General features: G+C 72.9%; 24 protein-coding genes and 1 pseudogene. 12 read left to right on the forward strand and 13 right to left on the reverse strand.

Annotation, left to right across the window (positions count from 1 at the left end; all coding sequences use genetic code 11):
• Positions 1-452: 452 nt before the first annotated feature.
• Positions 453-761: pseudogene (locus P3T37_RS13615) on the forward strand (transglycosylase family protein); the annotation flags it as partial.
• 89 nt (positions 762-850) lie between these two features.
• Here P3T37_RS13615 and P3T37_RS13620 read toward each other — a convergent pair.
• A complete protein-coding gene (locus P3T37_RS13620) occupies positions 851-1,264 on the reverse strand; it encodes an organic hydroperoxide resistance protein (RefSeq protein ID WP_280723839.1) in 414 nt (137 codons plus the stop codon).
• Positions 1,265-1,382: 118 nt separating this feature from the next.
• Between P3T37_RS13620 and P3T37_RS13625 the strand changes: the two genes are divergently transcribed.
• Positions 1,383-1,898, forward strand: coding sequence for a MarR family transcriptional regulator (locus P3T37_RS13625; protein WP_280723840.1), 516 nt, complete (start codon positions 1,383-1,385; stop codon positions 1,896-1,898).
• Between the two features lie 27 nt (positions 1,899-1,925).
• Here the strand turns inward: P3T37_RS13625 and P3T37_RS13630 are convergent, their stop codons facing one another.
• Positions 1,926-2,519 carry a helix-turn-helix domain-containing protein gene (locus P3T37_RS13630; protein ID WP_280723841.1) on the reverse strand — a complete coding sequence of 198 codons (594 nt, stop codon included), beginning with the start codon at positions 2,517-2,519 and terminating at the stop codon, positions 1,926-1,928.
• A 124-nt stretch (positions 2,520-2,643) separates the two neighbouring features.
• Between P3T37_RS13630 and P3T37_RS13635 the strand changes: the two genes are divergently transcribed.
• The 4 genes from P3T37_RS13635 to P3T37_RS13650 all read left to right on the forward strand — a co-directional run bounded on the left by P3T37_RS13635 (position 2,644) and on the right by P3T37_RS13650 (position 5,776).
• The gene (locus tag P3T37_RS13635; RefSeq protein ID WP_280723842.1) at positions 2,644-3,783 is read left to right on the forward strand and encodes an NAD(P)/FAD-dependent oxidoreductase; all 1,140 of its coding nucleotides are present in this window, start codon (positions 2,644-2,646) and stop codon (positions 3,781-3,783) included.
• Positions 3,784-3,862: 79 nt separating this feature from the next.
• Positions 3,863-4,780, forward strand: coding sequence for a helix-turn-helix transcriptional regulator (locus P3T37_RS13640; protein ID WP_280723843.1), 918 nt, complete (start codon positions 3,863-3,865; stop codon positions 4,778-4,780).
• A gap of 11 nt (positions 4,781-4,791) precedes the next feature.
• Positions 4,792-5,214: an organic hydroperoxide resistance protein gene (locus P3T37_RS13645; RefSeq protein ID WP_280723844.1), complete on the forward strand. Its 423-nt coding sequence runs from the start codon at positions 4,792-4,794 to the stop codon at positions 5,212-5,214.
• Between the two features lie 100 nt (positions 5,215-5,314).
• Positions 5,315-5,776: a hypothetical protein gene (locus P3T37_RS13650; RefSeq protein ID WP_280723845.1), complete on the forward strand. Its 462-nt coding sequence runs from the start codon at positions 5,315-5,317 to the stop codon at positions 5,774-5,776.
• Positions 5,777-5,783: 7 nt separating this feature from the next.
• On the opposite strand, the gene P3T37_RS13655 is transcribed toward P3T37_RS13650, so the two are convergent.
• From P3T37_RS13655 to P3T37_RS13665, 3 genes are all read right to left on the reverse strand, one after another.
• A complete protein-coding gene (locus P3T37_RS13655; protein ID WP_280723846.1) occupies positions 5,784-6,404 on the reverse strand; it encodes a DinB family protein in 621 nt (206 codons plus the stop codon).
• Between the two features lie 43 nt (positions 6,405-6,447).
• A complete protein-coding gene (locus P3T37_RS13660; protein ID WP_280723922.1) occupies positions 6,448-7,035 on the reverse strand; it encodes a transglycosylase SLT domain-containing protein in 588 nt (195 codons plus the stop codon).
• A 143-nt stretch (positions 7,036-7,178) separates the two neighbouring features.
• Positions 7,179-8,066, reverse strand: coding sequence for a DNA-formamidopyrimidine glycosylase family protein (locus P3T37_RS13665; RefSeq protein ID WP_280723847.1), 888 nt, complete (start codon positions 8,064-8,066; stop codon positions 7,179-7,181).
• Positions 8,067-8,206: 140 nt separating this feature from the next.
• Here P3T37_RS13665 and P3T37_RS13670 point away from each other — a divergent pair, with 140 nt between their 5' ends.
• Positions 8,207-9,352: a serine hydrolase domain-containing protein gene (locus P3T37_RS13670; protein WP_280723848.1), complete on the forward strand. Its 1,146-nt coding sequence runs from the start codon at positions 8,207-8,209 to the stop codon at positions 9,350-9,352.
• 58 nt (positions 9,353-9,410) lie between these two features.
• On the opposite strand, the gene P3T37_RS13675 is transcribed toward P3T37_RS13670, so the two are convergent.
• The 3 genes from P3T37_RS13675 to P3T37_RS13685 are packed head-to-tail and all read right to left on the reverse strand — an operon-like array spanning position 9,411 to position 12,169.
• On the reverse strand, positions 9,411-10,133 hold the full coding sequence (locus P3T37_RS13675) for a class I SAM-dependent methyltransferase (RefSeq protein WP_280723849.1): 723 nt from the start codon (positions 10,131-10,133) through the stop codon (positions 9,411-9,413).
• Positions 10,134-10,189: 56 nt separating this feature from the next.
• The gene (locus tag P3T37_RS13680) at positions 10,190-10,915 is read right to left on the reverse strand and encodes a TetR/AcrR family transcriptional regulator (protein ID WP_280723850.1); all 726 of its coding nucleotides are present in this window, start codon (positions 10,913-10,915) and stop codon (positions 10,190-10,192) included.
• Positions 10,916-10,948: 33 nt separating this feature from the next.
• On the reverse strand, positions 10,949-12,169 hold the full coding sequence (locus tag P3T37_RS13685; protein WP_280723852.1) for a saccharopine dehydrogenase C-terminal domain-containing protein: 1,221 nt from the start codon (positions 12,167-12,169) through the stop codon (positions 10,949-10,951).
• Between the two features lie 168 nt (positions 12,170-12,337).
• Here P3T37_RS13685 and P3T37_RS13690 point away from each other — a divergent pair, with 168 nt between their 5' ends.
• Both P3T37_RS13690 and P3T37_RS13695 read left to right on the forward strand, forming a co-directional pair.
• Positions 12,338-12,925, forward strand: coding sequence for a TetR/AcrR family transcriptional regulator (locus tag P3T37_RS13690; RefSeq protein WP_280723853.1), 588 nt, complete (start codon positions 12,338-12,340; stop codon positions 12,923-12,925).
• Positions 12,925-13,764 (forward strand): alpha/beta hydrolase, encoded by an 840-nt coding sequence (locus P3T37_RS13695; RefSeq protein WP_280723854.1) that lies wholly within the window; start codon positions 12,925-12,927, stop codon positions 13,762-13,764. The genes P3T37_RS13690 and P3T37_RS13695 overlap by 1 nt, the downstream gene beginning before the upstream one ends.
• A gap of 66 nt (positions 13,765-13,830) precedes the next feature.
• Here the strand turns inward: P3T37_RS13695 and pgm are convergent, their stop codons facing one another.
• From pgm to P3T37_RS13715, 4 genes are all read right to left on the reverse strand, one after another.
• Positions 13,831-15,480, reverse strand: a complete 1,650-nt coding sequence (gene pgm, locus P3T37_RS13700) for a phosphoglucomutase (alpha-D-glucose-1,6-bisphosphate-dependent) (protein WP_280723855.1) — start codon at positions 15,478-15,480, stop codon at positions 13,831-13,833.
• A 182-nt stretch (positions 15,481-15,662) separates the two neighbouring features.
• Entirely contained in the window at positions 15,663-16,112 is a 450-nt protein-coding gene (locus P3T37_RS13705; RefSeq protein WP_280723856.1) for a hypothetical protein, read from the reverse strand.
• 154 nt (positions 16,113-16,266) lie between these two features.
• Positions 16,267-17,607, reverse strand: coding sequence for a S53 family peptidase (locus P3T37_RS13710; protein WP_280723857.1), 1,341 nt, complete (start codon positions 17,605-17,607; stop codon positions 16,267-16,269).
• 136 nt (positions 17,608-17,743) lie between these two features.
• The gene (locus P3T37_RS13715) at positions 17,744-18,229 is read right to left on the reverse strand and encodes an ATP-binding protein (RefSeq protein WP_280723858.1); all 486 of its coding nucleotides are present in this window, start codon (positions 18,227-18,229) and stop codon (positions 17,744-17,746) included.
• 240 nt (positions 18,230-18,469) lie between these two features.
• Between P3T37_RS13715 and P3T37_RS13720 the strand changes: the two genes are divergently transcribed.
• Positions 18,470-21,232 (forward strand): LuxR family transcriptional regulator, encoded by a 2,763-nt coding sequence (locus tag P3T37_RS13720; protein ID WP_280723859.1) that lies wholly within the window; start codon positions 18,470-18,472, stop codon positions 21,230-21,232.
• Between the two features lie 72 nt (positions 21,233-21,304).
• Positions 21,305-22,570, forward strand: coding sequence for an aromatic acid exporter family protein (locus tag P3T37_RS13725; protein ID WP_280723860.1), 1,266 nt, complete (start codon positions 21,305-21,307; stop codon positions 22,568-22,570).
• On the opposite strand, the gene P3T37_RS13730 is transcribed toward P3T37_RS13725, so the two are convergent.
• The gene (locus P3T37_RS13730; protein WP_280723861.1) at positions 22,543-23,526 is read right to left on the reverse strand and encodes a GNAT family N-acetyltransferase; all 984 of its coding nucleotides are present in this window, start codon (positions 23,524-23,526) and stop codon (positions 22,543-22,545) included. The two genes, P3T37_RS13725 and P3T37_RS13730, sit on opposite strands and share 28 nt — an antisense overlap.
• Positions 23,527-23,740: 214 nt before the next feature.
• On the opposite strand from P3T37_RS13730, the gene P3T37_RS13735 reads away from it, so the two are divergent.
• Entirely contained in the window at positions 23,741-25,504 is a 1,764-nt protein-coding gene (locus P3T37_RS13735) for a serine/threonine-protein kinase (RefSeq protein WP_280723862.1), read from the forward strand.
• The last annotated feature ends 39 nt before the right edge of the window (positions 25,505-25,543 follow it).

Here is a 25,543-nt window from a genome sequence, read left to right on the forward strand (position 1 = left end):
GGGTGGGCCACTTTCGGGGGGTTCGGGGTGGTGCGGGGGTGTTGGGGTTGAGCGGGTGTGGGGGTGGTCGGGGAGATCTTTACCGGTGGTAACGGGGTGCTGAGCTGGGGGTTCGTCGAAATGGTTGTCACCGGGGTGGGTGCCGCCTAAGTTCGTTCCCAGTGCAGCGAGCACTGCTCGGGTTCACCCCCTCTCGTACGGCCCCCTGTCCGGGGCGTGCGGGTGTGGACGGGTGGCCGGGGCGGCGGGGCGCGTCGAGGACGCGCCGGCCGTCCGTTTGGAGAGGCAAGCGGGATTTCGAGGCCCTTTTCCGGGGTCTGGTTCCGTGTGTCCGCCCGGGGATGTCGAGAGGATTTTGCATGACCTTCCGTACCGAGAACACCGCCGCCGCTGTCGCCGAGAACTCTGTGAAGGCCGGGCGTAGCCGTGGTCGTCTGCGGATGGCGCTGATGGGTGGCGTCATTGTCGCCCTGCCGGTTGCGGGTCTCGTGACGGCGACGGCGGCTTCGGCCGCGTCGACCTCCACGTGGGAGAAGGTCGCGCAGTGTGAGAGCACGGGGAACTGGAGCATCGACTCGGGTAACGGGTTCTCCGGTGGTCTGCAGTTCACCCAGTCGACGTGGGCGGCGTTCGGTGGCACCGCGTTCGCGGACAAGGCCTCGCACGCCACCGAGGCGCAGCAGATCTCGGTCGCGGAGAAGGTGCTGGCCGCTCAGGGTCCGGGTGCCTGGCCGGTCTGCTCGGTCAAGGCCGGCCTGTCCTGATCTGAAGCACACGTACGGCGGGCGCCCCCAGGTCAACTGACCTGGGGGCGCCCGCCGTACGTGTGGATGCAGGTGCTCCACGACTACTACTCGATGACGAGCACGGCCGGGATGTTGCCGCGGATGGCCTTGGAGTACGGGCAGTAGGCGTGCGCCTGCTCGACCAGGGCGCGGCCGGCGTCGGTCTGCAGGGCGTCCGGGAGCTCGACGCGCAGGGTGACGGTGAGGCCGAAGCCGTCGTCGCCGTCCTTGCCGATGCCCACCTCGGCGGTGACCGAGGCGTCCTTGGTGTCCACCTTCGCCGCGCGGCCGATCGCTCCCAGGGCGCTGGCGAAGCAGGCCGCGTACCCGGCGGCGAACAGCTGCTCGGGGTTGGTGCCCTCGCCGTTGCCGCCCAGCGCCTGGGGGAACGCGAGCTGCAGGTCAAGCCGGCCGTCCGAGCTGACCGTGCGGCCCTCGCGGCCGTTGGCGGTGGCAACAGCGGTGTAGAGCGCGTCCATCGGAACCATCCCATTTCGCAGAGTGTCGTGCGCTTGTCGTCGCTGCGGCCCGGTCGACCGCATGACTAGATGGTTGCACACAACTGAATTGCGCGCAACCAAGTTGTACTCTGGAGTTATGGCCTCCACGACTCCGCAGTCCGCATCGCAGCTCCCCCCGTCGGCCGGCCCGGACCTCCTCCAGCTCGACATCCAGGTCTGCTTCGCGCTGCACGCCACCGCCCGCGCCTTCGACCGCGTCTACCGCCGCCTGCTGCGCGACACCGGCCTCACCTACCCCCAGTACCTGGCGATGATGGCGCTCTGGGAGCACGGCGCCATGCCGGTGAAGCAGCTCGGCGAACTGCTCCGACTCGACTCCGGCACCCTCTCCCCGCTGCTCAAGCGCCTGGACGCCGCCGGCCTGGTCCAACGCGAACGCAGCCCCCACGACGAGCGTTCGGTGATCGTCCGCCCCACCGGCGAGGGCACCGCCCTGCGCGCCCGGGCCGAGCGGGTTCCCATGGAGATCATCGCCGCCAGCGGCCTGGGCCCCGCCGAAGCCGTCGAACTGCGCACCAAACTCGAACAGCTCACCCTCGCGCTGGACGCCGCAGCGGACGGCCCTGCCGACGACCCCGCCGACGACCGCTGAGAGCCGCAAACTCGCGCGCAGGCCGGGTCAGTTGCCCGGGTGGGAGGCTGCCCAGCCGTGTTCGAGCAGCGCGAAGGCCTCGGCGGCGGCTCGGCGCGGTTCGGCGTGTCGCAGGATGAGGCTGCGGGCCTCAAGGGCGAAACGAGCCAGGGCGGCGCAGCTGACGTCGTCCTCGGGGGCGCCGACAGCCTCGGTGATGGCTCGCGTCAGGGCTGCTTCGTGGCGCGTCCACATGCGGTGGGCGTAGTCGTGCAGGGCGGGGGTCTCCTGCACCAGGCGGGTGAAGTCGGCGAACCGCGGGTCCGTGGCATGGACGGCGAGCTGGGTCTGCTTCAGCAGGAGGTGCTCACGCAGCGCCTGCGGGATCGACTGGCCGGGGGTGCGGTCGCGCACGGCGGCCACGAGTGCTGCTTCAAGGTCGTCGTCCTGATCGAAGACCAGGGCTTCCTTGCCGGAGAAGTGCTTGAAGAGGGTGGTCACCGAGACATCGGCGGCGTCGGCGACGTCCTTGACGCCGACCTGGTCGTAGCCGCGCTCGAGGAAGAGTTCGAGTGCGGCGTCCGCCAGGGACTGGCGGGTCTGGGCCTTCTTGCGCTCGCGGCGCCCGGTCGGTTCGGTCACTCGCTCACCATACTCCAGTGTGGAGCGACTGCAAAAGTTGAGTCATTGCACTTATTTCGTGAGTGTGCTTTCTTGGTGATGCCGGACCTCCCGGCAGCTCACCCACCCCCCGAGGGGCACTCCCATGAACTCTGCTCGTGATCCGCGCATCGCGATTGTCGGCGCCGGCCTCGGCGGCCTCACCTGCGCCCGAGTCCTGCAGCAACACGGCCGCTCCGTCACCGTCTTCGAGCGCGAGGCGTCCGCCGACGCCCGCCCGCAGGGCGGCACCCTCGACATGCATCCCGACACCGGCCAGGCCGCCCTGCGTGCGGCGGGGCTCCTCGACCGATTCCACGCCCTCGCCCGCCCCGAAGGAGACGAGTGGCGCGTGCTCGACTTCGCCACCGCCGCCCCCCTGGCGCACCAGGGGCCTTCCGCCGACGGGCCTTCCGCCGACGGGCCTTCCGCCGACGGCGGCCGGCCGGAGATCGACCGAGGCCAACTGCGCGCTCTGCTCCTGGACTCGCTCACCGAGGGCACAGTGCGGTGGGACCGCGCCGTCGGCGGGGTCACCCCGCTGGCGGACGGCACCTTCCGGCTGCTCTTCGATGACGGCACCGCCGAGGACTTCGACCTGGTGGTCGGCGCCGACGGCGCCTGGTCGCGCGTCCGCCCGGCCCTGTCGCACGCCGCACCCCGCTACACCGGTGTCACCTTCGTCGAGACCGGATTCGACCACTGCGACACCCGTCATCCCGACCTCGCGCGGCTGGTCGGCAACGGATCGATGCTGGCGAAGGGCGCCGGCATGTCCCTGGTCGCCCAGCGCAACAGCAACGACCACATCCGCGCCTACGTCGCGCTCCGCACGCCGGAGGACTGGCACGTGGCCGCCGGTATCGACCTCGGCGACCGGCGGGCCGTGCGGACACACCTGCTGAGGATGTTCGACGGCTGGGACGAGAGCCTGCGCTACCTCCTGAGCAACAGCGACAGCGGATTCGTCAACCGCTCCCTGTTCGTCCTGCCCGCCCCGCACACCTGGGAGCACGTTCCCGGCGTCACGCTGCTCGGCGATGCCGCGCACCTGATGCCCCCGGTCGGGCTGGGCGCCAATCTCGCCATGCTCGACGGATCCGACCTCGCCCACGCCCTCGTCGCCGAAACCGGCGTCGGCGATGCCGTCCGCGCCTACGAGAGCGTCATGCTGCCGCGCTCGATCGAGGCCGCGACGGGCAGTGCGCAGGGGCTCGACCACCTCGTTCCCGCGACGGCCCCCTGAGCCGACTCCACCTCGAGCTGCGTTGCCTGGCACTGACAGGGGCAGGCACGCGCCGCCGCCCGTGTCCATACTCAAGTCCATGAAGAGCAAGTCGCAGTTGGGGCGGTTCCTGAGGACGCGTCGGGCGCAACTACAGCCGGCGGACGTCGGGTTGCCGGAGTTCGGTGAGCGGCGGCGGGTGCCGGGTCTGCGCCGGGACGAGCTCGCGCAGTTGGCCGGGGTGAGCGAGTCGTACTACACGCGGCTGGAGCAGGGGGTGTCGCGGGGCGCGTCGACGGAGGTGCTGGATGCGCTCGCCGGGGCGCTTGGCCTGGACGAGACCGAGCAGCGTCACCTGTACGACCTCGCTGCTGTCGGGCGGAAGGGCGGCAACGACCGAACCCGCAAGCCGCCGGCACCCGAGCGCATCAGCGAGACGACCCGGCAGCTCGTCGACGCCTTCGGGGACACCCCGGTCGTCGTGCTCGGCCGCCGCAGCGACGTGCTGGCGTGGAACCGCGCCGGGCATGCGCTCTTCGCCGGGCACCTCGATCCGAGGAGCCCGCAGGACCCGGCCCGGCGTCCGAACACCGCGCGGCTGGTCTTCCGGGACGCCCACACCCGCGAGCTCTACGAGGACTGGCCGAAGAAGGCCAGAGACGCGGTGGGCCGACTGCGCCTCGCCGTCGGCCGCTACCCCGACGATCCGCTGCTCGCCGCGTTGATCGGTGAACTGGTCATGCACAGCCCGGAGTTCACCGACCTGTGGTCCGAGCACCGGGTCCGCGCCTGGGACACCGCGGCCTACCGGATGCGCCATCCGCTCGTCGGACCGATGGACATCACCCAGCAGGCCATGCCGGTCCCGAACGAGCCGGGACAGCGACTCGTCGCGGTCACCGCCGCGGCGGGTTCGGCCTCGCAGGCCGCGCTGACCCTGCTCACCCAAGCCACTACCCCCGACGGACACACCCGTCCGGCAACCAGCAACCCGTCCACCCTTTCTGAACACCTGTGAATGGAGACACCATGTCCACGCTCTACACCACCGAAGCACTCTCGACCGGCGACGGCCGCAACGGAGAGGTCCGCACCTCCGACGGGGTGCTCGACGAACTCCTCGCGGTCCCCAAGGAGATGGGCGGCCCCGGCGGCGACAGGACCAACCCCGAGCAGCTCTTCGCCGCCGGCTACGCCGCCTGCTTCCACAACGGGATGCGCCTGATAGCAGGTCAGCAGAAGGTGAAGCTCGGTGAGTCGACCGTCAGGTCCACGGTGAGCCTGATCACCCTGGACAACGGAGGCTTCTCGCTGAAGGTCGCACTGTCCGCGCACCTGCCCGGCCTGGACCAGGCCACCGCCGACCAGCTCGTGGAGACCACCCACCAGGTCTGCCCGTACTCCAACGCCACCCGAGGCAACATCGAGGTCACCCTCGAAGCCACCGTCTGAGCCCGCAGGCGGAAGCTCTACGCAACCGCCGTGGGTGGGGGAGCGTCTTCTGGATCATGTGGCGGGGGCGGATCTGCCCTGACAGAAGGGTGGGGAATCGATGGTCAACCGAGAGCGCCGGCCACGTCGCGTCGGGATCGGGTGCGGGGTCCTGGTGGGTGGGTTCGCGGTGTTCATGGGGGCGCTCTTCTGGGCCGACGAGCGGATGTTGCAGGCGGGCTGCGGGTCGGTCGACGCCACCGACCCGATGAACTACAGCGCCGTGGCCATCCGCAACGACTCGACCGCACCGGTCGTGGTGGACCAGTGCGTGGGTGGGTACTGCGACCCGGTGACGACCTCGGTGACCCTGCAACCGGGTGACCAGGTCCCGGTGCACGCCGGTTGCGGGGTCTCCGGCGCCGCCATGACGTCGTGGCGGGTCACCACCGGCACGGGTGGACCGCTGGGGTACATCGCGGTGGACACGCCCCGCAGCACCAACGGCCTGGTCTTCCCCGTCTCGGCGGCCCAGCCCTCCCGGAGCTCGCCGGCCACCCCCGTGGGAGTTCCAGGGCCGTGACGGGGGATCAGTGCGGCTGGGCGCGGTAGAGGTCGCGGAGGAGGGCTATTTCGGCTGCGTGGTGCAGGACTTCCTGGTTGACCCACCAGATGAGGTCGAGGAAGAGGCTCTCCGGGTCGCTGCCGTGCGGGTAGCTGCTGTGGCCGACCGTGTCGAGGACGGTGTCGTCGGCCAGGAGCAGCGCTGCGCGCCAGGCTGCCGCTCCGGAGCTGAAGGCGGTGATGGCGGAGGCGGCGTCGGGGCTGACGGGGTAGTCGTCGCGGGTCAGGGAGCGGCTGCCGGCGGTGTGGTCCGCGCGGAGGGTCAGCATTTCGTTGAGGTGGTTCAGGCGCCAGGCGATGGTGGTGAAGGGGGCCGGTTCGGGGTGCGGGGCCGGGGCGGTGTCGCGTCCCCAGTCGCCGGCGCCGACCAGGAGGGTGGCCCGCGCGCCCGGTCCGTCCTTGTGCCGCCGGACCGACCAGCAGTCGGGGACGGGCTCCCAGAAGTACTCGTCGTCGGTCATCGGGCCGACCTCGACGTCGGTGCCGTTGCCGCTGTCCATGACCGGGCCCGTCATGCGGTCGGTGAGGCGTTTGGATGCGAAGTCGAACTGCTCCAGCAGCTGGATCAGGCGTGGTGGTGTCGTCATCGGGAGGGAGCTCCTGGGTGAGAGGGTGGGAGGGCGGGGCTCGTCAAAGCTTGAGTGCGGCGGCTGACTTGGACCAGTTGGCGTGCAACTGGTCGAGGTAGGAGCGGGCCGCCGAACCCGGCGCCGTGCCGCGGGCGAAGGCCAGCATGTTGCCGGGGCCGGTGTTGTAGCCGAGGGCGAGCAGCTCGTCCTCGGTGTACGGGGCCGAGCGGTGGGCGGGGAGTTGGGCGGCCAGGTCGTGCAGGTACCAGGCGGCGGCCTCGACGGCGAGGGCGCGGTCGTCGGGTAGCTCCTCCCATGTTCGGGCGGCGAAGTCGTGGCCCTGCTTGGTCTCGTCGAACGCGGCCCGGTGCATGTTGGCGACGCCGAACGCGGCGTCCGGCTTGAGCTGTTGCCAGGCGCGCTCCAACGCGGGGTCGTGCGGCTTGTACGACTCGTTGTAGAGGATGGCCATCAGCAACTGCGCGTCGATCCCGGCCTGTTCGGCGTACCTGCGCACCTGCGGGGCGAGCTGCGCCGGATCGTAGGCGGCGGGGGAGGGGGAGGAGGACACCGACGGAGAGGACGGAGAGGCGGAGGTGGCGGCGGACGGAGCGGACGCCCCCGACCCCGGGCTGTGCCCGCGGCTCAGCAGCCAGAGGACCAGGACGGCGGCCAGCACGGCCAGCGCCTTCCGGTACTTCCCTGCTCCACCCACCGCGCGCCTCCTCCTCGTCGTCCGTCAGCTGCCATCCTGCCTGATGCGCACGCCGTGGGTGGCTCGGTTGTTCGCGCTCAGCCGGTCGGCGCCGGGCCGTGCTGGCAGGTCGGGCACCAGTAGGTGACCCGCTGCTGCGGCGGTGTGCCGCGCTGGGCGGTGCGGATGATCGTGCCGCAGCGCAGGCAGGGGCGGCCGCCGCGGGCGTAGACCCAGTTGCGCTCGCGGGCGCGGACGGGCGGCGCGCTGCGTTCGGTGCGGAGAGGGCCGGTGCGGAGAGGGCCGGTGGTGAGGGGGCCGGCGGTGAGAGGACCGGTGCTGAGGGGGCCGGTGGTGGGGTGGCCGGGGCGCAGCCGGTTGAGGACCAGCAGTTGGCGCGCCCAGCCGAGCAGCAGCTGCGGCGCGGCCACCTCGCCGACCGGCGTCCAGGGGGTGACCGTGCCCAGGAAGCAGAGCTCGTTGGCGTAGATGTTGCCGATGCCCGCCAGGTTGCGCTGGTCGAGCAGGGCCGCGGCGATCGGCCGGGCGGGGTCGGCGGTGAGTCGGCGCAGTGCCTCGTCGAGGTCCCAGTCCGGTCCGATGAGGTCGGGGCCGAGGTGGCCGACGACCGTGGATTCGTCGCTGGTGCGCAGGAGTTGGACGACCGGGAGGCGGTAGCCGACGGCGGTGTGCTGCTGGTGGCCGAGGACGGCCCGGATCTGGTGGCCCGGACCGCCCGTCCAGCGTTCGCCGGTGCGGTAGACCTGCCAGCGGCCGTCCATCCGCAGGTGGGTGTGGAGCGTCAGGCCGCCCTCCAGCCGGGTGAGCAGGTGCTTGCCGCGCGGCGTCACGTCCAGGACCTGGCGCCCGGTCAGGTCGGCCGTGGCGTGGGCCGGGACGCGCAGGTCGGCCACGGTCAGCGTCCGGCCGGCCAGCGCCTCGTGCAGCTGGGCGGCGGTGCGGAAGACGGAGTCACCTTCGGGCATGCACCCAGCATGCACCCGCGCGGCGGGTGGGGATGGTGCTGGCCCCCGGTCGGTTTCGGGAGGCAGCACCATGGTGACGCTCTGTTCGCACACGGCAGACTTGCGGGCATCATCGGAGCACACGGGGATCGGGAGCGGACATGAGGAAACTGGCGGCCACCGCGGTGGGGATGTGCGTGGTTGCGGCGGTGGCGGCATCGTGCGCCGTACCGGCGTCGGCGGCGCCGAACGTCAGGGCGGCCGGCCTGCAAGCGGCGGTGGACCAGGCCGTCGCATCCGGCTTCCCCGCCGCCATCGCGTACGGCCGCGACGGTGACACCGTCACCCGGGTGGCCTCGGGGGTCGCGGACCTCGCGACCGGCGAGCCGGCGCGGGTCGGCGACCGGTTCCGGATCGCGAGCAACACCAAGGCCTTCGTGGCGACCGTACTGCTGCAACTGGTGGGCGAGCACCGGCTCGCCCTGGACGACAGCGTGGAGAAGTGGCTGCCGGGCGTCATCGACGGCGCGGGGAACGACGGCGGCGCGATCACCGTGCGCCAGCTGCTGAACCAGACCAGCGGCCTCTACGACCCCACCACCGACCCCGCCTTCTTCGCGCCCTACCTTCAGGGCGGCGACCGCGGTTTCGTCCACACGCCGCGCCAGGTCGTCGCGCTGGCCGTCGCCCACCCGCCCCTGGCGGCACCGGGCGCGGCGTGGAACTACTCCAACACCAACTACCTGGTCGCCGGGCTGGTCATCGAGGCCGTCACCGGTCGCAGCGCCGGGCAGGAGATCCACGACCGCCTGCTGGTCCCGCTCGCCCTGACCCACACCACCCTGCCCCTCACCGACCCGCAGATCCACGGCCCCCACCTGCACGGGTACGACCTCGACCGGAACGACATGACCACGTTCAGCCCCTCCTACGACTGGACAGCCGGCGCGATGATCTCCACCCTGGACGACCTCGCCCGCTTCGACCGGGCGCTGTTCACCGGCCGGCTGCTGCCGCCGGCCGAGCAGCGCGAGCTGGAGACCGTGGTCCAGCTCCCGGACTCACCCGGCTACGCGCTCGGCGTTCAGCAGTCGACGCTCGACTGCCAGGGCCGGTCCGTCCCCGTCTGGGAGACGGACGGCGGCGGCCCCGGCTTCACCAGCATCTCCCTGACCACCGCCGACGGCAGCCGCCAACTGATCCTGGTGGGAACCGTCTTCGACCTCGGCAAGGACCTGCTGCACCAGCGGCCCTTCCCGCAGACGGACGCCATCTCCACCGCGCAGACGGCCGCGATCTGCACCTGACCTGGACCCGAAGCCGGACGAAGCCGGAACCGAAGCGTCGGTTGGCACCGGTTCGTGTTCAGGCGCGGCGCGCGCGGATGGCGAGGAACGGTGGCAGCCCGGCCCGCTGTGGTTGCGCGGCCGCCACTTGGGCACTGGGGACCGGCTCGGTAACGGCTTCCAGGACGAATCCGTGCCGGACCAGCGCGGTCAGGTACGTGGACACCGTCCGGTGCTGGTTGCCGGCCCGGCGAGCGCCGTCGGGGTTGTCGGAGCGCCAGAAGCCTTCGGTGAGGTAGTTGCCGACGACCCGGCGGACGGCCCCATCGGCCGCCTGCGTCCAGCTGGCGTACGGCGCTTCGAAGCAGGGGTGGGGGATGGTGAAGACGAGTGAGCCCTGCGCCACCAGCACTCGCCGCACGGCCGCGAGCGCGGCATCCAGGTCGGGCACGTTGTTCAGGGACAGCCCGGCGGTCACCCAGTCGACCGAGTCGGCGACGACTGTGCTCAGCACACATCCGTCGTCGACCGAGTAGATCACCGTGCCGGGATGGCTTGCCTCGACGGCCCGCGCGTGTTCGATCATGCGCGGCGACGGGTCGATGCCCACGACGGAGGCTCCGCGGGCGGCCAGTGCTCGGGCGATGATCCCCTCACCGCACCCGAGATCGAGGGCGCGATGGCCGCCGAGCTCCTCCGGGAGGTGCTGGAGCAGGACATCGCGGTTGAAGTCGTGCATGGCGGAACCGGCCTGGAGCAGGTCCGCGTACCAGTCGGCGATGGTGTCCCAGGAGTCAGTCATCAAAACCCGGACGGTACTCGCTCGGTGTCGGACGCCGCCACCGCTTTCAGCTCGCTTCACCCCTTGGACGACATCATCCGGGCGAGCCGCGCGAGTTGGGAGGCTGCGCTGTCCAGCAGCATCTCCAGGGCGTCGGGGTAGGCGCTCTCCTTCATCCGGGCGATCAGCAGGTCGGCGGTGGCCGAGATGTGCGGGTGGGACTCCGCGGGGAGCATGGCGTAGGTCGACTCCCACTTGTCCTCGTCGGCCTGGCGGGCCGCCTGGGGGAGGGCGAGGGAGGCGGCGTCCAGGGCGGCGAACGCCAGGCTCTGGTCGATGAACACGTGGTAGATCCGGGCTGCGGCAGGATCGGGGAAACCCGCGGTGCGCAGGACTCCGAGGATCGTCTCGTCCGCCGCGATCTCCCGCTCGCGGCCGCTGACCCGGCTGGCGGTGAGTACGGCGGCCTGCGGGTGGTTGAGGTAGGCGCCGTGGATGCGCAGGCCCAGCTCGCGCAGGTCCGCGCGCCAGTCGCCGGTCGCCCGCCAGCTCGCCAGGGCGCGGCCGATGAGTTCGTCGCCGATGGCGAGGGTGAGCTGGTCCATCCCGCTGAAGTACCGGTAGAGCGTGCTGGGATCGGCTCCCAGCGCGAGGCCGAGCCGGCGGGCGGTCAGCCCGTTGCTGCCGTGCTCGTGCAGCATCCGCAGCGCCGTGTCGATGTACGCCTGCTCCGACAGCACCTCGCCCTGCTTGGTCGGACGCCGTCGCCGGCGGTCGCCCTCCGGGATCACCTGCTTGGCCACGGCGTGACTCGCTTCCTTCGTACGGCCGCGGCTCTACTGCTCGCGGATGCCCCACGGCGAACCGTAGGCGGTGAGCAGGTCAAGGAACGGCCCGGGCGCGAACGCCTCCGGCCCGAGCAGGCCGCTGCCCTGCCAGACGCCGGTCGCCAGCAGCTCGAGCGCGATGACGGGGTTGATCGCGGTCTGCCAGACCACGGCCTGGGAGCCGTACTCGCGCATCGACCACTGGTTGTCGACCACGTGGTAGAGGTACACCTCGCGCGGCTTGCCGTCCTTGGCGCCCTTGACCCACGTGCCGGCGCAGGTCTTGCCGTGCATCAGCGCGCCGAGGCCGGCCGGGTCGGGCAGGCAGGCCGCGACGACGTCGCGCGGCGAGACCAGCGCCGGGCCCAGGTCGGTCCGCACGCTCACCGGGACGGTGCTGTCCAGGCCCAGCGCGTGGAGGGTCTTGAGCTTGGCGATGAAGTCGTCGCCGAGCCCGTACTTGAAGGTGACCCGCCCGGCGTCGATCCAGCGCGGGATCAGCAGGACCTCCTCGTGCTCGACGTTGACGCACTCCACCGGGCCGATGCCCTCGGGGAAGTCGAAGACCTCGGGCTCGCTGAACGGCTCGGTGGTGAACCAGCCGCGCTCGGCCTCGTAGACGACGGGTGGGTTGAGGCACTCCTCGATGGTGGTCCAGATGCTGAACGAGGGGGCGAAGTCGTAGCCCTCGACCGTGAGGTTGCCGCCGTCGCGGACGCCGATCTCCTCGATCTCGTCGAAGAGTTCGTCCGCCGCGTAGCGGGCGAAGACGTCGGACAGGCCCGGCTCCACGCCGATGCCGGCCAGGGCGAGCAGCCCGGCCTGTTCCCAGAGGTGGGCGGCGGCGAACTGCTCGTCGCCGAGCTTGACCCCGCACTCCTCGTGCGGGCGCTCGGGGTGGGGGTGGGACAGCGACATCGCCATGTCCAGGTAGTGCGCGCCGCCCGCCAGAGCGGCGTTGAACAGCGGCATCACGAAACGCGGGTCGGTGGCGTTGAGCAGCACGTCGCAGCGCTGTTCGAGCAGGGCGGCGGTGACGCCCGCCGAGTCCGAGGCGTCGAGCCGGCAGGCGCTGAACCTGCCCTGCGGGTCGGCCAGTTCCGCGACGGCGGACTCGGCCCGCGACAGGTCGTAGTCGGCGACGACCATGTGCTCGAAGTACGAGCGACGCGCGGCGATCTTGGTGACGGCGGTGCCGACCCCGCCGGCTCCGACAAGCATGATCCGCATCAGAGATCTCTCCAGTCCGCACTCAGTTCTTGCTGGTGGGGCCGATGTAACTCCGGCCCCACCAGTAGCGTCAATGCCGTTGGCATAAGACCCCGGGCCCGGGAAAGCTCTTGCCTTTCCTAGGGGCCCTAGGTTTATCCTAGGATCCCTAGGAACGAAGGAGGGCGGATGGCACGGGCCGGACTGACGGCGGAGCAGGTGACGATCGCGGGCGCCGAGTTGGCGGACCAGGTCGGGCTCGACCGGGTGACCATGTCGCAGGTGGCACGGCAGCTCGGGGTGAAGGACGCGAGCCTCTACTCGCACGTGCGCGGCCTGGAGGATCTGCGCGGGCGGATCGCGCTGCTGGCGGCGGACGAGAAGACCATCCGTATCGCCGAGGCGACCGCCGGGCTGGCGGGCAAGGACGCGCTGGTCGCGTTCGCGAACGCCTGGCGCGAGTACGCCCACCGGCATCCGGGCCGCTACACGGCGACGCAGACCCCGATCGAGATCGACCCCGAGCTGGCCGCGAAGGCGCTCGGACCGCGGCGCGCGGTGGAGCTGACCTACGGCATGCTGCGCGGCTACGGACTCGCCGAGCCCGACCTGACCGACGCGGTCCGGCTGCTGCGCAGCACGTTCCACGGGTTCGTCGCCCTGGAGGCCGCAGGCGGGTTCGCGCACCGGCGCTCGCCGCAGCAGTCCTGGGTCCGCGCCCTCGACGCCCTGCACACCCTCCTGGAGCACTGGCCCCCATCGGTAGGAGACTCGTGATGACCACCCCGACCACCGGCAGCCTGCGCGTGAACGGCGCGAGCCTGCACTACGAAGTACGCGGCCAGGGCCCGCTCCTGCTGCTGATCCCCGGGGGGACGGGCGGCGCGGCCTCCTTCGACGCCGTCGCCGACGACCTTGCGGCGCAGTACACGGTCGCGACCTACGACCCGCGCGGCATGTCCCGAAGCACCCTGGACGATCCCGAGGCCGAGCAGCGCGTGGCCGAGCACGCCGACGACGCGTTCCGGCTGCTGGAGTTGCTGTCGCCGGGTGAGCCTGCCCGAGTGTTCGGCGCCAGCTCGGGCGCGATCGCCGCGCTCCACCTGCTCTGCGCCCATCCGGACCGGGTCGAACGGCTGGTGGCGCACGAGCCGCCGGTGGTGGAGGTCCTGCCGGACGTCGCCGACCATCGCGCGCTCCTCGCGCGTGTGCGGGAGACCTTCCGCACGCAGGGGCTCATGCCGGCGATGGCCGTGTTCGCGGCAGGTCTGAAGAAGGACGATGACGACACCGCCGAGCCGAGGGCCGAGATCGAGCTCCCGCCGCAGGCGGCGGCGAGGGCCGAGCAGACGATGGCCGACCTGCCCTACTTCGTCGGACGCATCGTGCCGAGCTTCATGTCCTACGCCCCGGACGTCCACCGGCTGCGGGCGCTCTCGGACCGCCTCGTGCTCGCCTGCGGCCAGGACTCGCGCGGCGAACTGGCCTACCGTCCGGCCGCTCTGCTGGCTGAGCGCTTCGGCACGGAACTCCTGCACTTCCCCGGCGGGCACACCGGTCTGACCACGCACCCGGCCGAGTTCGGTGAGCTGCTCCGGAAGGCCTTGCGGCCGTAGCCCTTCGGCGCGAGTGGGGAGGCCGGCGCTGTCCAGCAGCATCTCCGGAGCGCCGGCCACCCCAGCTCAGGGCCGAGCGGCGTCCAGCACCTGGGTCACCAGGGCGCGGGCCTCGTCCTGGACGCGGGTGAGGTGCTCGGGGCCGTGGAAGCTCTCCGCGTAGATCTTGTAGACGTCCTCGGTGCCGGACGGGCGGGCGGCGAACCAGGCGTTCTCCGTGCAGACCTTGAGACCGCCGATGGCGGCGCCGTTGCCGGGGGCCTTGGTGAGCACGGCGGTGATCGGCTCGCCGGCCAGCTCGTCGGCCCGGACCTGGTCGGCACTGAGTGCGGCCAGCACGGCCTTCTGCGCGCGGTCGGCGGGGGCGTCCACCCGGGCGTAGGCGGGGGTGCCGAAGCGGCCGGTGAGGTCGGCGTAGTGCTCGGAGGGGGTGCGGCCGGTGACCGCGGTGATCTCCGCGGCGAGCAGCGCCAGCAGGATGCCGTCCTTGTCCGTCGTCCACACCCCGCCGTCACGCCGCAGGAAGGACGCACCGGCGGACTCCTCGCCGCCGAAGGCGATGTCCCCGCCGAGCAGCCCGTCGACGAACCACTTGAACCCGACCGGGACTTCGACCAGTTCGCGCCCGAGGTCGGCGGCCACCCGGTCGATCATCGAGGAGGAGACCAGCGTCTTGCCGACGGCCGCGCCGCCCGGCCAGTCGCCGCGATGCCGGTAGAGGTAGTCGATCGCCACCGCCAGGTAGTGGTTGGGGTTCATCAGCCCGGCGTCGGGGGTGACGATGCCGTGCCGGTCGGCGTCGGCGTCGTTTCCGGTGGCGATGGTGTACTGGTCCCGACGGGCGATCAGCGAGGCCATCGCGTAGGGGGAGGAGCAGTCCATCCGGATCTTTCCGTCCCAGTCCAGCGTCATGAAGCGCCAGGTGGGATCGGTGAGCGGGTTGACCACCGTCAGGTCGAGCCGGTGGGTCTCGGCGATCCGGCCCCAGTAGGCGACCGAGGCACCGCCCAGCGGGTCGGCGCCGATCCGCACCCCGGCCGCGCGCACGGCGTCCAGGTCCAGGACGGAGGGCAGGTCGTCGGTGTAGCGGCCCAGGAAGTCGTAGCGGCCGGTGGTGCCGGCGGCCAGCGCCCGGGTGTACGGCACCCGGCGGACGTCCGCCAGGCCGGCGGCGATCAGCGCGTTGGCGCGGTCCTGGATCCACCCGGTGGCCTCGGAGCCGGCCGGACCGCCGTGCGGCGGGTTGTACTTGAAGCCGCCGTCGGCCGGCGGGTTGTGCGACGGGGTGACCACGATGCCGTCCGCCCTGCCGCGCGGCTGGGCGCGGTTGTGGGTGAGGATCGCGTGCGAGACGGCCGGGGTCGGGGTGTAGCCGTCCGCGCTGTCGAGCAGGACGGTGACGCCGTTGGCGGCGAGCACCTCCAGGGCGGTGGCCCGGGCGGGCTCCGACAGGGCGTGCGTGTCCACGCCGAGGAAGAGCGGACCGTCGGTGCCCTGGGCCGAGCGGTAGTCGCAGATCGCCTGGGTCGTCGCGGCGATGTGGTCCTCGTTGAAGGCGTGGTCCAGGGCGCTGCCGCGGTGCCCGGAGGTGCCGAAGGCGACCCGCTGGGCGGGCTCGGCCGGGTCGGGGTGCAGCGTGTAATAGGCCGTCACCAGCCTGGCCACGTCCACCAGATCGTCTGCTCGGGCGAGTTCACCGGCTCGTGCGTGCACCATCGTCGCGTCCTTTGCTCGTCGTTCCCGGGACCGCTGAGCAGGCTACCGCCGGACGGGCGGCTCCCCGGTCACCTCGCGGACGGGGCGTTTCGCTGCCGAGCCTCCCCGTCCGTACGACGTCTCAATCCCGGGCCCCCGCAGACGAGTTGCGGGGACGCGGGGAGACGGGACCGAGCAGTGGATCAGCCGGCCCGGTACGGCTGCGCCGGCGCGGCATCCTGCGGCTGGGGGGTCTGGTACGGGTTCGGCTGCTGGGCCTGGTAGGGCTGCGTCTGGTACGGGTTGGGCTGTGCGGGCTGGAACGGCTGGCCGGGCTGGCCGGGCTGCGCGGGCTGGAACTGCACCGGTGCGTTGGCCTTGCTGCGCGCACTCAGCGACTTGACGAAGTTGACGATCAGCAGCACCGGGACGAGGAGCACCTTGAAGAAGATGTAGTAGGTGCCGCCTTGGAAGATGAATCCGAGGTAGAAGCCGTAGCCGAGGAAGGCCGCACCGACTATCGCGTTGAAGACGCGCATACCGGTGCTCTGGCCGCCCTTTGCGGCGGCGAGCCCGATCAGGACGAGGCCGCTGAGTCCCAGCAGAAGGACATACCAGGAAAAGAGGGGCTCGTTGCTGAAGTCGAGATTCACAGGGGTCTCCGCTGAAGGAATGGGGACGGGAACGAGTCGCGACCCTAGCGGGTAACTGACGCCGTGTCTCTTTTGATTTCCGGCGGATAACCGGCGGATAACAGCGCGGCCGCCGGGGACCCCCCGACGGCCGCGCCACCGAACCGAGCAGCCGTCAGCGCTGGTGCGCCAGGGCCCGGACGAGCTTGGTGGCGTCCACCGTGCCGACGCCCGTCGTCTGGTCGTAGCCGGGGCCGGCGGTGTATCCGCTGGTACCGGTCGAGCCCGTGGTCACGTCCACCAGTCCGGCGGAGTGCTGCGCGTACAGCCGGTAGAGGTCGTCGTCGATCACGCCGAGCCGGTGCCCGGCGGCCTGGTCGGCCAGTGCGACCACGGCGGCGAACAGCGGCGACGACTCGCTGGTGCCCGCGCCGTCGGCGGTCCAGCCGGTGTTGGCCGGGTCGAAGCTGGAGTACAGCCACAGCGCGCCGTTGGGCGAGCCCGCCATGCTGACGTCCGGGGTGCCGCGGTGCTCACCGACCACCGAGCGGACGGCGTCCTGGTAGTCGGGTCGGGCGAAGACCTGGGACTGCTCGCCGCCGCTGCCCGACCACGCGCTGTCCGGCGCGGTGCGCACGCCCTGGTCGTTCAGCTGGAGTTCGGTGCCGCCCACCGCGGTGACCAGCGGGTCGCCGGCCGGCCAGGCGGCGTCCAGCTTGGTGGAGTCGCCGCCGCCGTCGCCCGAGCTGGCGGTCAGGGTCACGCCGTGCTGGGCCGCGTTGGTGAAGGCGTAGCGCAGCGTGGTGAGGCTGGTGTAGTCGCCCAGGTCGAAGCCCGGGAACTGCCCCTCGCTGGTGGCCCAGCTCATCGAGACGACGTCGGCCTGACCCGCGTTCACCAGGTGGTTGATGCCGCTCATCATCTCCGGGATGCCGACCGGTCCCTCGGTCTCCGAGACGCCGGTCTCCAGCAGCACGATGTTCGCGCCGGGCGCGACCGCGTGGGCGGCCTCCACGTCGAGGGTGGTCTCGCCGGCCCAGCCGTCCATGTCCGCGTTGGTGGGGTCGAAGGCCGGGACCTGACCCCACTTCACCACCTGGACCTGGCTGCTGGGCAGACCCCACTGCGCGGAGTAGACGTCCAGGTCGTGCTGGATGGTCGGCGAGCCGAAGGAGTCGACGATGACGATGGTCCGGCCCTTGCCGGTGATGCCGGCGGCGTAGAGCGGGTTGAGGTTGTAGGCGGTGCGGTACTGCAGCGGCGAGTAGCAGGCGCGCTTGAGCTGCGTGAGGCAGGCGCTGGTGGTGATCGGCGCGGCCAGGACGGGGTCGCCCGGGTCGGCCGCGTGCCGCAGGCGGGCCGACGTCCGGATGGAGAGCGAGGACGACGCGGGGGCGGCGGCGCTCGGCGCCGCTGAGGTGCGGGTCGCCGAGGCGGTGGGGGCGGCGGCCAGGGTGAGGGCGGATCCGAGCAGGGCCGCGGCGGCGGGCAGGGCTAGCAGGCGGCGCAGTGGCATGGGAGTCCTTGGGTAGGCCCGATATCAGCTGGTGTGATCATGACAGTGCACAGCGTGACGCAGCAATGCTTCCGTCATGTCCACCGGCGCCTTCCGGCCACCCGTACGGACTACCTGGGTTTCATTTGAAAACGCGTTACCCCAGCGCCAGTTCGGCCGCGATCAGCGTGCCGCTGCCGGTCAGTCTGGCCGCCACGCGGCTCGCGTACGCCTCCACCAGGCGCAGGCCCCGGCCGCAGACCGCGTCCGCGTCCAGGGCCGCCCGGCGCGGGGTGCTGCGCGGACGCCACCGGCCGGAGTCCCTGACCTCGACCGTGAGGGCCTCGGCCTGCAGGGTGACCAGCAGGACCACGTCATGGCTGCCGCTGTGCAGCACCACGTTGGCGACCAGTTCCGTGACGATCACACTCACCGCGTCGACCGCGTCCTGCGACAGCTGCCATCGCAGCGCCAGGTCGCGGGCGAAGTGCCGCAGCGCGGGCACCGCCTCGGGCACGGCCGTCATCGCGCAGAGCGCCGACCCGCGCGCGGCGGAGGCTGGGCGGTCGGCGGGCAGCGGAAGCGCGAGGGGGTGGGGGAGTACCGCGCTGATCGAGGCGGTGGCGGGGGCGGAGGCGGTCAAGAGGAACTCCTGCGCGCCGGTCCGAACGGTCCGGCTTCATCGTGGGGGGATGGCGGGGTCGCGGTGCGGCGGGCGTCGCCGCAGTCACGCAGGGCCACTGGGGCCGGTCCCCCTCGCAGTCTCGGAGGCCAGGCGGCCTCTCACCCGCTACCGTCGCTGCCCACCCCTCTACCGCACAATCAGGGGACACTGAAGTACGGATACGCAAAGAACTCGAAGTCCCCGCGCGGTGCCGGGGCGGTGACGGTCAGTGTCGATCGAGGCGAGCGGGCGGCCATGGTGGGTGAGCGCGAGGGGACCTGGGAGCAGCGGCTGGGACGCAGCCTGGCCCCGGCCGGGGACGAGTCGGGGGGCGGCGGGCCGGTCCTGTTCCTGGTCGAGGGGACGGCCGGGACGGGCAAGAGCCGACTGGTCGCCCGCCTGCTGGGCCGGCCGACGGCGCGCACCGCGGCGCGGCTGATCGTCTCCTTCGGCGCGGACGGCGCCCCGGTCGTCGCCCACGAACAGCCGGACGCGGCGCCGCGCGGCCTGGACGAGGAGCTGGCGCACTGGCGCGCCACCGCCGGTCCCGGCCTGCTGGTCGCCGAGGACGTCCACCGGGCCGACCAGCCGTCGCTCACGGCACTGCGGCAGCTGCTGGAGACCCGTCCCGCGCCGGCCGCCTGCGTGCTGACCTACCGGCCCGAGGAGCTGGCCGAACCCGGCCTGCCGCTGGGCCGCACGCTCGCCTACCCGCCCGAGCTCGCCGTGCTGCGGATCCGGCTGGCCGCGCTCGGACCGCAGGAGGTGCGCCGGATCGCGGTGAGCGCCCTGGGCGAGGCCCGCTGCCCTGCCGACTTCACCGCCCGCCTGCACGAACGCTCCGGCGGCACGCCCAGGGTGGTCGCCGACCTGGTGGAGCTGCTGGCCGAGGCCGGCGGCGCCCGCGAGCGGTTCAGCGTCCGGGACGTGGACGCGGTGGGCGTGCCGGTCCGGCTCGCCGAGACCGTACTCGGCCGGACGGCGGCGCTGCCCGAGCTGCCGCGCCGCGTGGTGGCCGCGGCGGCGGTCCTGGACGAGCACGTGAGCGCGGCCGAGCTGGTGGCGGTCGCCGGGCTCGGCGCCGCGGAGGGCCGCGAAGCCCTGCTGGCCGCGCTGCGCGGCGCGGTCCTGAGCGAGGACGGCGACGGCCGGTACGGCTTCCGCGAGCCGCTGGCGGGCGCCGCGGTGCACCGCGAGCTGCCGGGTCCGGTCCGCCAGGAGCTGCACCGGCGCGCGGCGGACGTGCTGACCCGCCGCCAGCCGGTGCCCTGGGCCCAGGTGGCCGTGCACCGGCGCAGCGGCGGGCCGCGCGGCGCCTGGCTGCGCGCGGTGGAACGCGCGGCGCGCCGGGCCGACCTGGTCGGCGAGCACCAGGCGGCGACCGCCCTGCTGTCGCAGACCCTGGCCGCGCCCGGCCTGCCGCAGGAGGCCCGGGCCCGGCTGGCTCCGCTGCTGGCCCGCAGCGCGGTGCTGGGGCTGGGCTCGGAGCAGACGGTGACGGTGCTGCGCCAGATCGTCGACGACCAGGAGCTGCCGCCGGCCGTCCGTGGCGAGGTCCGGCTCGATCTGGGCCTGCTGCTCTGCAACCAGGTGGGCCGCCGCGCGCAGGGCACGGTCGAGCTGCTGCGGGCGGTCGAGGAGCTGAGCGAGCGGCCGGTGCTGCTGGCCCGGGCCATGTCGGCGCTGGCCATGCCGTACTGGCCGGCGGCGCCCTGGGAGGAGAACCTGAGCTGGATCGAGCGGGCCGAGGCCACCGCCGAGCGCAGCGGGGACCCGGCGGTGAAGATGGCGGTCGCGGTCAACCGGGTGGCCGTGCTGATGAACATCGGCGACCCGTCCTGCTGGCAGCTGCTGGACGCGCTGCCGCGCGACAGCGACGAGCTGGCCTGCCGCCAGCACGTGGCGCGCGGGCTCTGCAACGCGGCGGACGCGGCGGTCTGGCTGGGCTACTACCGGCGCTCCGAGCAGCTGCTGGCCGAGGGCGTCGAGCTGGCCGTGCGCTCCGGCGCGGCCTACACCGAGCAGACCGGGCGCAGCACCGTCCTCCTGCTGGACTGGGCGGCCGGACGCTGGGGCGGCCTGGCCGCGCGGGCCAGGGAGCTGGTCGCCGACGCCGGTGAGATGCCGGTGATCGCGGCGGACGCGCACGTGGTGCTCGGCCTGCTCGCGCTGGCCCGCGGCGAGTGGGCGCAGGTGGAGGAGTGGCTGGCCGCGGCCGGCAGCCCGGCGGGCGAGGACGGCGCGGTGCCGCTGACGGCCACCGCCTCGGGAGCCCGGATCCGCCTCGCGCTGGCCCGCCAGGAGGTGGCGGCCGCCGCGCAGGAGGCCGAGCGTGCCTGGGCGGGGCTGCGGCGCAAGGGCGTCTGGGTGTGGGGCGCCGAGCTGGCGCCCTGGGCCGCGCAGGCCCTGGCCGCCGCCGGGCGGCCCGCGGCGGCCGAAGAGCTGGTGGCGGAGTTCGCCGCCGGGCTGGCGGGCCGCGACGCGCCGTCGGCGGCCGCCGCCCTGCTCTGGTGCCGCGCGGTGCTCGCGGAGGCGGCCGACGAGCCGGCCGCCGCGGCCGCGTACTTCCGCCGGGCCGGCGCCGCGTACGGGGAGCTGGACCGGCCCTATGCGCAGGCCCTGACGGCGGAGGGCGCCGGCCGCTGCGCGCTGGGGCCGGTGGCGGACGGGACGGCGACGGCGGAGCTGACCGGCGCGGCCCAGCGCCTGGAGGCGCTGGGCGCGGTCTGGGACGCCGCCCGCGCCCGCGCCACCCTGCGCGCCCACCAGCCCTCCGAGGACCGCCGCGCCCCCGGCCGTCCGGGCTACGGCGACCAGCTCTCGCCGCGCGAGCAGGAGGTCGCCGAGCTGGCCGCGACCGGCCTGACCAACCGCGAGATCGCGAGCACCCTGCACCTCTCGCCGCGCACCGTCGAGCAGCACGTGGCCCGCGCGATGCGCAAACTGGGCCGGCACTCCCGCCAGGACCTGGGCCGTCCCTGAAGGCCGGATGGCATCCGGGTGCGGGATGCCGGGTCCGCGATGGTTCGGCGGCTGCGGGGGAACAAGGGGAGGATGCCTGGTCTCCCTTTCCCGGAAACGACCGAGACGCTGCGCCGCCGGCTCAAGGAGCCGGTCGTCGAGCAGACCGTGCGCGCGACGGTGGCCGCGACGCTGTCCTACGCCGTCGCGGTGCACCTGAGCAGCGAACCGGCGCCGCTGACGGCGCCGCTCACCGCGCTGCTGGTGGTCCAGGTGACCCTGTACTCCACGCTGACCACCAGCATCCGACGGGTGAACTCCGTGGTGGTCGGGGTGCTGATCGCGGTGGGGTTCAGCTCGGTGGTGGGCCTGTCCTGGTGGAGCCTGGCGCTGATCATCCTGGCCTCGCTGACGATCGGCCGGTTCGTGCGGGTGGACGAGTTCGTCAACGAGGTCGCGATCAGCGCGATGCTGGTGCTCGGGGTCACCAGGCTGGCGTCGCAGGCCTGGGACCGGGTGCTGGAGACGCTGATCGGGGCTGGGGTGGGCCTGCTCTTCAATTTCCTGTTCGCGCCGCCGGTCTGGGTGGACACGGCCGGCGAGTCCATCGAGGACCTGGCCCGCCGGGCCCGTCACCTGCTGGTGCGGATCGGCGAGGAGCTCGGCGGCCACACCCCGGTGGCGCAGGCCGCCGCCAGGCTGCACGAGGCGCGCCGCCTTGACCAGGCCATCGCCGACGTCGACGGCGCCCTGCGGCAGGCCGAGGACAGCCTGCGGCTGAACCCGAGGATCACCGAGGGCGTGGTCTCCCGGGTGATGCTGCGCACCGGGCTGGACACGCTGGAGATCTGCGTGGTCGTCATCCGGGTGCTGGCCCGCTCGCTCACCGACCTGGCCAAGCGCCGCGACGAGGGCGAGGAGCTCTTCCCGGCGGAGGTGGCGGTGGCGCTGGAGGAGCTGCTGGGACACCTGGGTGGTGCGCTGGTCAGCTTCGCCGTCCTGGTGACCACGCAGGTCAGCCGCAACGCCGAGGAGGCCGAGGACCGGCTGGCGGCCGAGCTCGCCGCCGCCTGGGCCAGCCGGGAGAACGTCGCCCAGCTGCTGCTGCGCCGGGTTCAGGAGCATCCCAAGGCCTGGCAGCTGCACGGCTCACTGCTGGCCGAGATCGACCGGATCCTGGACGAACTGGACCTGGACCACCGCTCCCGGCGCCTGATGGAGGAGCTGGACCGGGCCTCGGTGGCCAACCGCGAGCGGTTCACCCGGCTCGGCAGGCTGCGCGGCTTCTTCCGCGGCGAGCGGCTGCGACCGGCCGCGCTGAAGCGGCGGCCTCAGGCCGCCGGCAGGTCCAACGCGTAGACGGGCGCCTCCCAGCCGAGCATGATCTCCCGCTCCAGGACGGGATACCCGGCCCGGGCGAAGGCCGCCGCCATGGGGGTGTTGCCGACGTCCGTGGACGCCCCGATGCACTCCGGCCCGGTGGCCGCCAGCACCCGGGTGCCCTCGGCGAGGATCTCGTCCGCATAGCCCTGGCCACGGTGCGCGGGCAGCACCCCGAGGTACGCGATGATCGGGCGGTAGCTGTTGCGCGCGGCGACCACCAGGCCCACCGGCTCGCCGCTCAGCGGCAGGCTGGCCACCCGCCACCAGTCGCGCGGACTGGTGTACTGCGCGAACTCGTCGTCGTAGTGGAACTGCGCGGCCTGCCGCGGGGTCATCCGGCTCAGGTCGTCCAGGCTGTGCGCGTCCAGCGTGCCCGGCAGGATCCGCGTCAGCAGGTCGATCAGCTCCACCTCCCCGGCCACCGCCCGGAAGGCCAGCCGCCCGGTGGGCGCCGGGACCGGAGTGCCGGCCGTCCACCGCAGGCGCAGCCGCTCCACGAACGGCCGCGCACCCAGCTCCTGCACCACGGCGAGCCGGCCCTCGACGGCGGCGCACAGCTCGGCGTCCGCGCGCCAGTCGGCCGGCAGGAACCGGGTGTACCGGGGCGGCACGACGTCCGCCGGGACGACCGCGGCCAGCGCCGCCCGCAACAGCGCGGCGCCGGCGGCCCGGTGGCCGGGCAGGTAGTCGAAGACGTCCAGCAGGAGGGGCTCGACGTCGGAGGGGCGGCACCACCAGGAGACACGGGCCAGCAGCCGTCCGTCCTCGTCCAGCGCGACCCAGGTCCAGGCCGGGCGGCGGTGTCCGGACTCCAGGTCCGCGGCCACTTCGTGGTTGAAGACGTAGGGGATCCGGTTGAACAGGTCGACCTCCTCCGGTCCGGTGATCGGACGAAGGGTGGGACGACCGGGTTCTGCGGGTGTGTCAGTCAAGTACGTGCTCCCAGCTGATGGCTCGGCCCGTAGTTCTACCGGCCCGTGCGCACCGGGGACAAACCGATAAGAACGAAGATCGACTCCAGTGGTGCACGAAGCACCCGAACCGTGACCCGCGGACCCGCAACCCCGAGGCGTCGAGGACGCGTCGATGGCAGCGGCACGTACTACTGTGCGCTCGGCAATTCCGCGACAGAAGGAACGATCGGCGATGAACGGCAACGACGCGTCCCACAGACCCGAGGCCTGGGAGCTGCCCGGGTACGTCCACGATCGGGTGCTCGGTGCGGGGGCCAGCGGCCGGGTCGTGCTCGCCCGGCACGAGGCCACCGGCACCCCCGTCGCCATCAAGTACCTGAGCCGGGCGGCCGAGGGCCGCGAGGCCTTCCGCGCCGAGGCCACCCTGCTCGGCGACCTGCGCTCGCCGCACGTCGCGCAGTTGTACGAGTACGTGGAGAGCGGGCTCGGCGCCGCCATCGTGATGGAGCTGGTGGACGGCATCGCGCTGCGCACGCTGCTCCAGCAGGAGGGGGCCACCGGGCCGGAGGCCGCGCTGGTGGTCCTCAAGGGCTCGTTGCTCGGCCTGGCCGCCGCCCACGCCGCCGGGGTCGTGCACCGCGACTACAAGCCGGCCAACGTGCTGGTCGCCGCGGACGGTTCGTCCAAGCTGGTCGACTTCGGCGTCGCGGTGCGCAGCGGCGACAGCGGTACGATCTCGGGCACGCCCGCCTACATGGCGCCCGAGCAGTGGGCCGGCCGACCGGCCTCGCCGGCCGCCGACGTGTACGCGGCCACCGTGACCTTCTTCGAGTGCCTGACCGGCGCGAAGCCGTACGGCGGCACCACGCTGGTCGAACTCGCGCTCCAGCACACCGAGGCGCCGATCCCCGACGAGCTGGCGCCCGACCAGGTGCGGCCGCTGATCCGCAAGGGCCTGGCCAAGACCCCGCAGGGCCGCCCGTCCAGCGCGGCCGAGCTGGTGGTCGAACTGGAGGCGGTCGCGGCGGCCGGGTACGGCGAGGACTGGGAGGAGTGCGGGCAGCGCAAGCTCGCCGCCCTGGTGGCGCTGCTCCCGCTGCTGCTGCCCTCGGCGGGCGGCGCGGCGGGCGGGGGCACCACGGCGCTGGCCACCACCACGCTCGGCGGCGTCGCGACGGAGGCGGCCGCGCCCGTGCGGTCGCTCTGGGCGCGGACCGGTCGCCGGACCCGGCTGACCGGCGGCGTCGCGGCGGCGGTGCTGCTCACCGCGGGGGTCGGCGGGATCGCGATAGCGGGGGAGAACGCCGCCGACGTCCGCAGCACGGTGGGCGCTCCGGCCCCGGAGCTGACGACGAGTCTGGGCCCGGGGGCCTCCGCGCCCGCGCCGTCCGCCTCTTCCGCCTCTTCCGCCTCCTCTTCCGCCTCCGGCCAGGTCCCGCCTTCGGCATCAGCGTCCGTCTCGGCCACCCCCACGCCGTCAGCGTCCGCCTCGGCGCGCCTCGGCGGCGCCGTCACCGAGGCCCCCGCGACGTCCTCGGCCACCGGCGGGGCTCCCTCGGTGCCCGGAGCTCCGACGATGGCCGCGCCGCCCACCATCGCGGCGCCGCCCACGGTGGCAGGCCCCACGACGGCGTCGCCGACCTCCGCCTCGCCGTCCCCCAAGCCGAGCCCCTCGCCCGCGCCCGCGCTGCGGATCCTGCGGGTCGGGCTGGGCACGCCGAGCTGCACCAACTACGGCATCAGCGTTCCCGTGACGGTCGCCACCAGCGGCACGGGGACCGGTCAGCTGACCATCGACTGGACGGACACCGACAGCAACGGCCGGGTCATCGTGGTCGGCAGCACGACCGTCCCGCTGCCGCAGCGCGGCACCGTCTCGGTCACCCGTACGTTCGGCAACGGCGACCGCTCGGCGTACTGGGGAGCCCAGAGCGCCGCACCCGCGCCCTTCGCCACGACGCGGACGCCCTCGGTGCTCTGCAACCCCCCTGGCTGAGCGCATCCGCTCGCCCACCACCCCGTACTCGCCCAGCCT

It is taken from the genome of Kitasatospora sp. MAA4 (genome assembly GCF_029893355.1).
In the GTDB taxonomy this organism is placed as follows: Bacteria; Actinomycetota; Actinomycetes; order Streptomycetales; family Streptomycetaceae; genus Kitasatospora.

Excerpts from the sequence above, each read along its gene's own strand:
- P3T37_RS13690 (WP_280723853.1), top strand. The coding sequence starts at position 12,338 with ATGGCACGGGCCGGACTGACGGCGGAGCAGGTGACGATCGCGGGCGCC.
- P3T37_RS13650 (WP_280723845.1), top strand. The coding sequence starts at position 5,315 with ATGGTCAACCGAGAGCGCCGGCCACGTCGCGTCGGGATCGGGTGCGGG.
- P3T37_RS13670 (WP_280723848.1), top strand. The coding sequence starts at position 8,207 with ATGAGGAAACTGGCGGCCACCGCGGTGGGGATGTGCGTGGTTGCGGCG.
- P3T37_RS13685 (WP_280723852.1), bottom strand. The coding sequence starts at position 12,169 with ATGCGGATCATGCTTGTCGGAGCCGGCGGGGTCGGCACCGCCGTCACC.
- P3T37_RS13725 (WP_280723860.1), top strand. The coding sequence starts at position 21,305 with ATGCCTGGTCTCCCTTTCCCGGAAACGACCGAGACGCTGCGCCGCCGG.
- P3T37_RS13710 (WP_280723857.1), bottom strand. The coding sequence starts at position 17,607 with ATGCCACTGCGCCGCCTGCTAGCCCTGCCCGCCGCCGCGGCCCTGCTC.
- P3T37_RS13665 (WP_280723847.1), bottom strand. The coding sequence starts at position 8,066 with ATGCCCGAAGGTGACTCCGTCTTCCGCACCGCCGCCCAGCTGCACGAG.
- pgm (WP_280723855.1), bottom strand. The coding sequence starts at position 15,480 with ATGGTGCACGCACGAGCCGGTGAACTCGCCCGAGCAGACGATCTGGTG.
- P3T37_RS13640 (WP_280723843.1), top strand. The coding sequence starts at position 3,863 with ATGAAGAGCAAGTCGCAGTTGGGGCGGTTCCTGAGGACGCGTCGGGCG.
- P3T37_RS13695 (WP_280723854.1), top strand. The coding sequence starts at position 12,925 with ATGACCACCCCGACCACCGGCAGCCTGCGCGTGAACGGCGCGAGCCTG.
- P3T37_RS13620 (WP_280723839.1), bottom strand. The coding sequence starts at position 1,264 with ATGGACGCGCTCTACACCGCTGTTGCCACCGCCAACGGCCGCGAGGGC.
- P3T37_RS13675 (WP_280723849.1), bottom strand. The coding sequence starts at position 10,133 with ATGACTGACTCCTGGGACACCATCGCCGACTGGTACGCGGACCTGCTC.
- P3T37_RS13625 (WP_280723840.1), top strand. The coding sequence starts at position 1,383 with ATGGCCTCCACGACTCCGCAGTCCGCATCGCAGCTCCCCCCGTCGGCC.
- P3T37_RS13655 (WP_280723846.1), bottom strand. The coding sequence starts at position 6,404 with ATGACGACACCACCACGCCTGATCCAGCTGCTGGAGCAGTTCGACTTC.
- P3T37_RS13635 (WP_280723842.1), top strand. The coding sequence starts at position 2,644 with ATGAACTCTGCTCGTGATCCGCGCATCGCGATTGTCGGCGCCGGCCTC.
- P3T37_RS13735 (WP_280723862.1), top strand. The coding sequence starts at position 23,741 with ATGAACGGCAACGACGCGTCCCACAGACCCGAGGCCTGGGAGCTGCCC.
- P3T37_RS13645 (WP_280723844.1), top strand. The coding sequence starts at position 4,792 with ATGTCCACGCTCTACACCACCGAAGCACTCTCGACCGGCGACGGCCGC.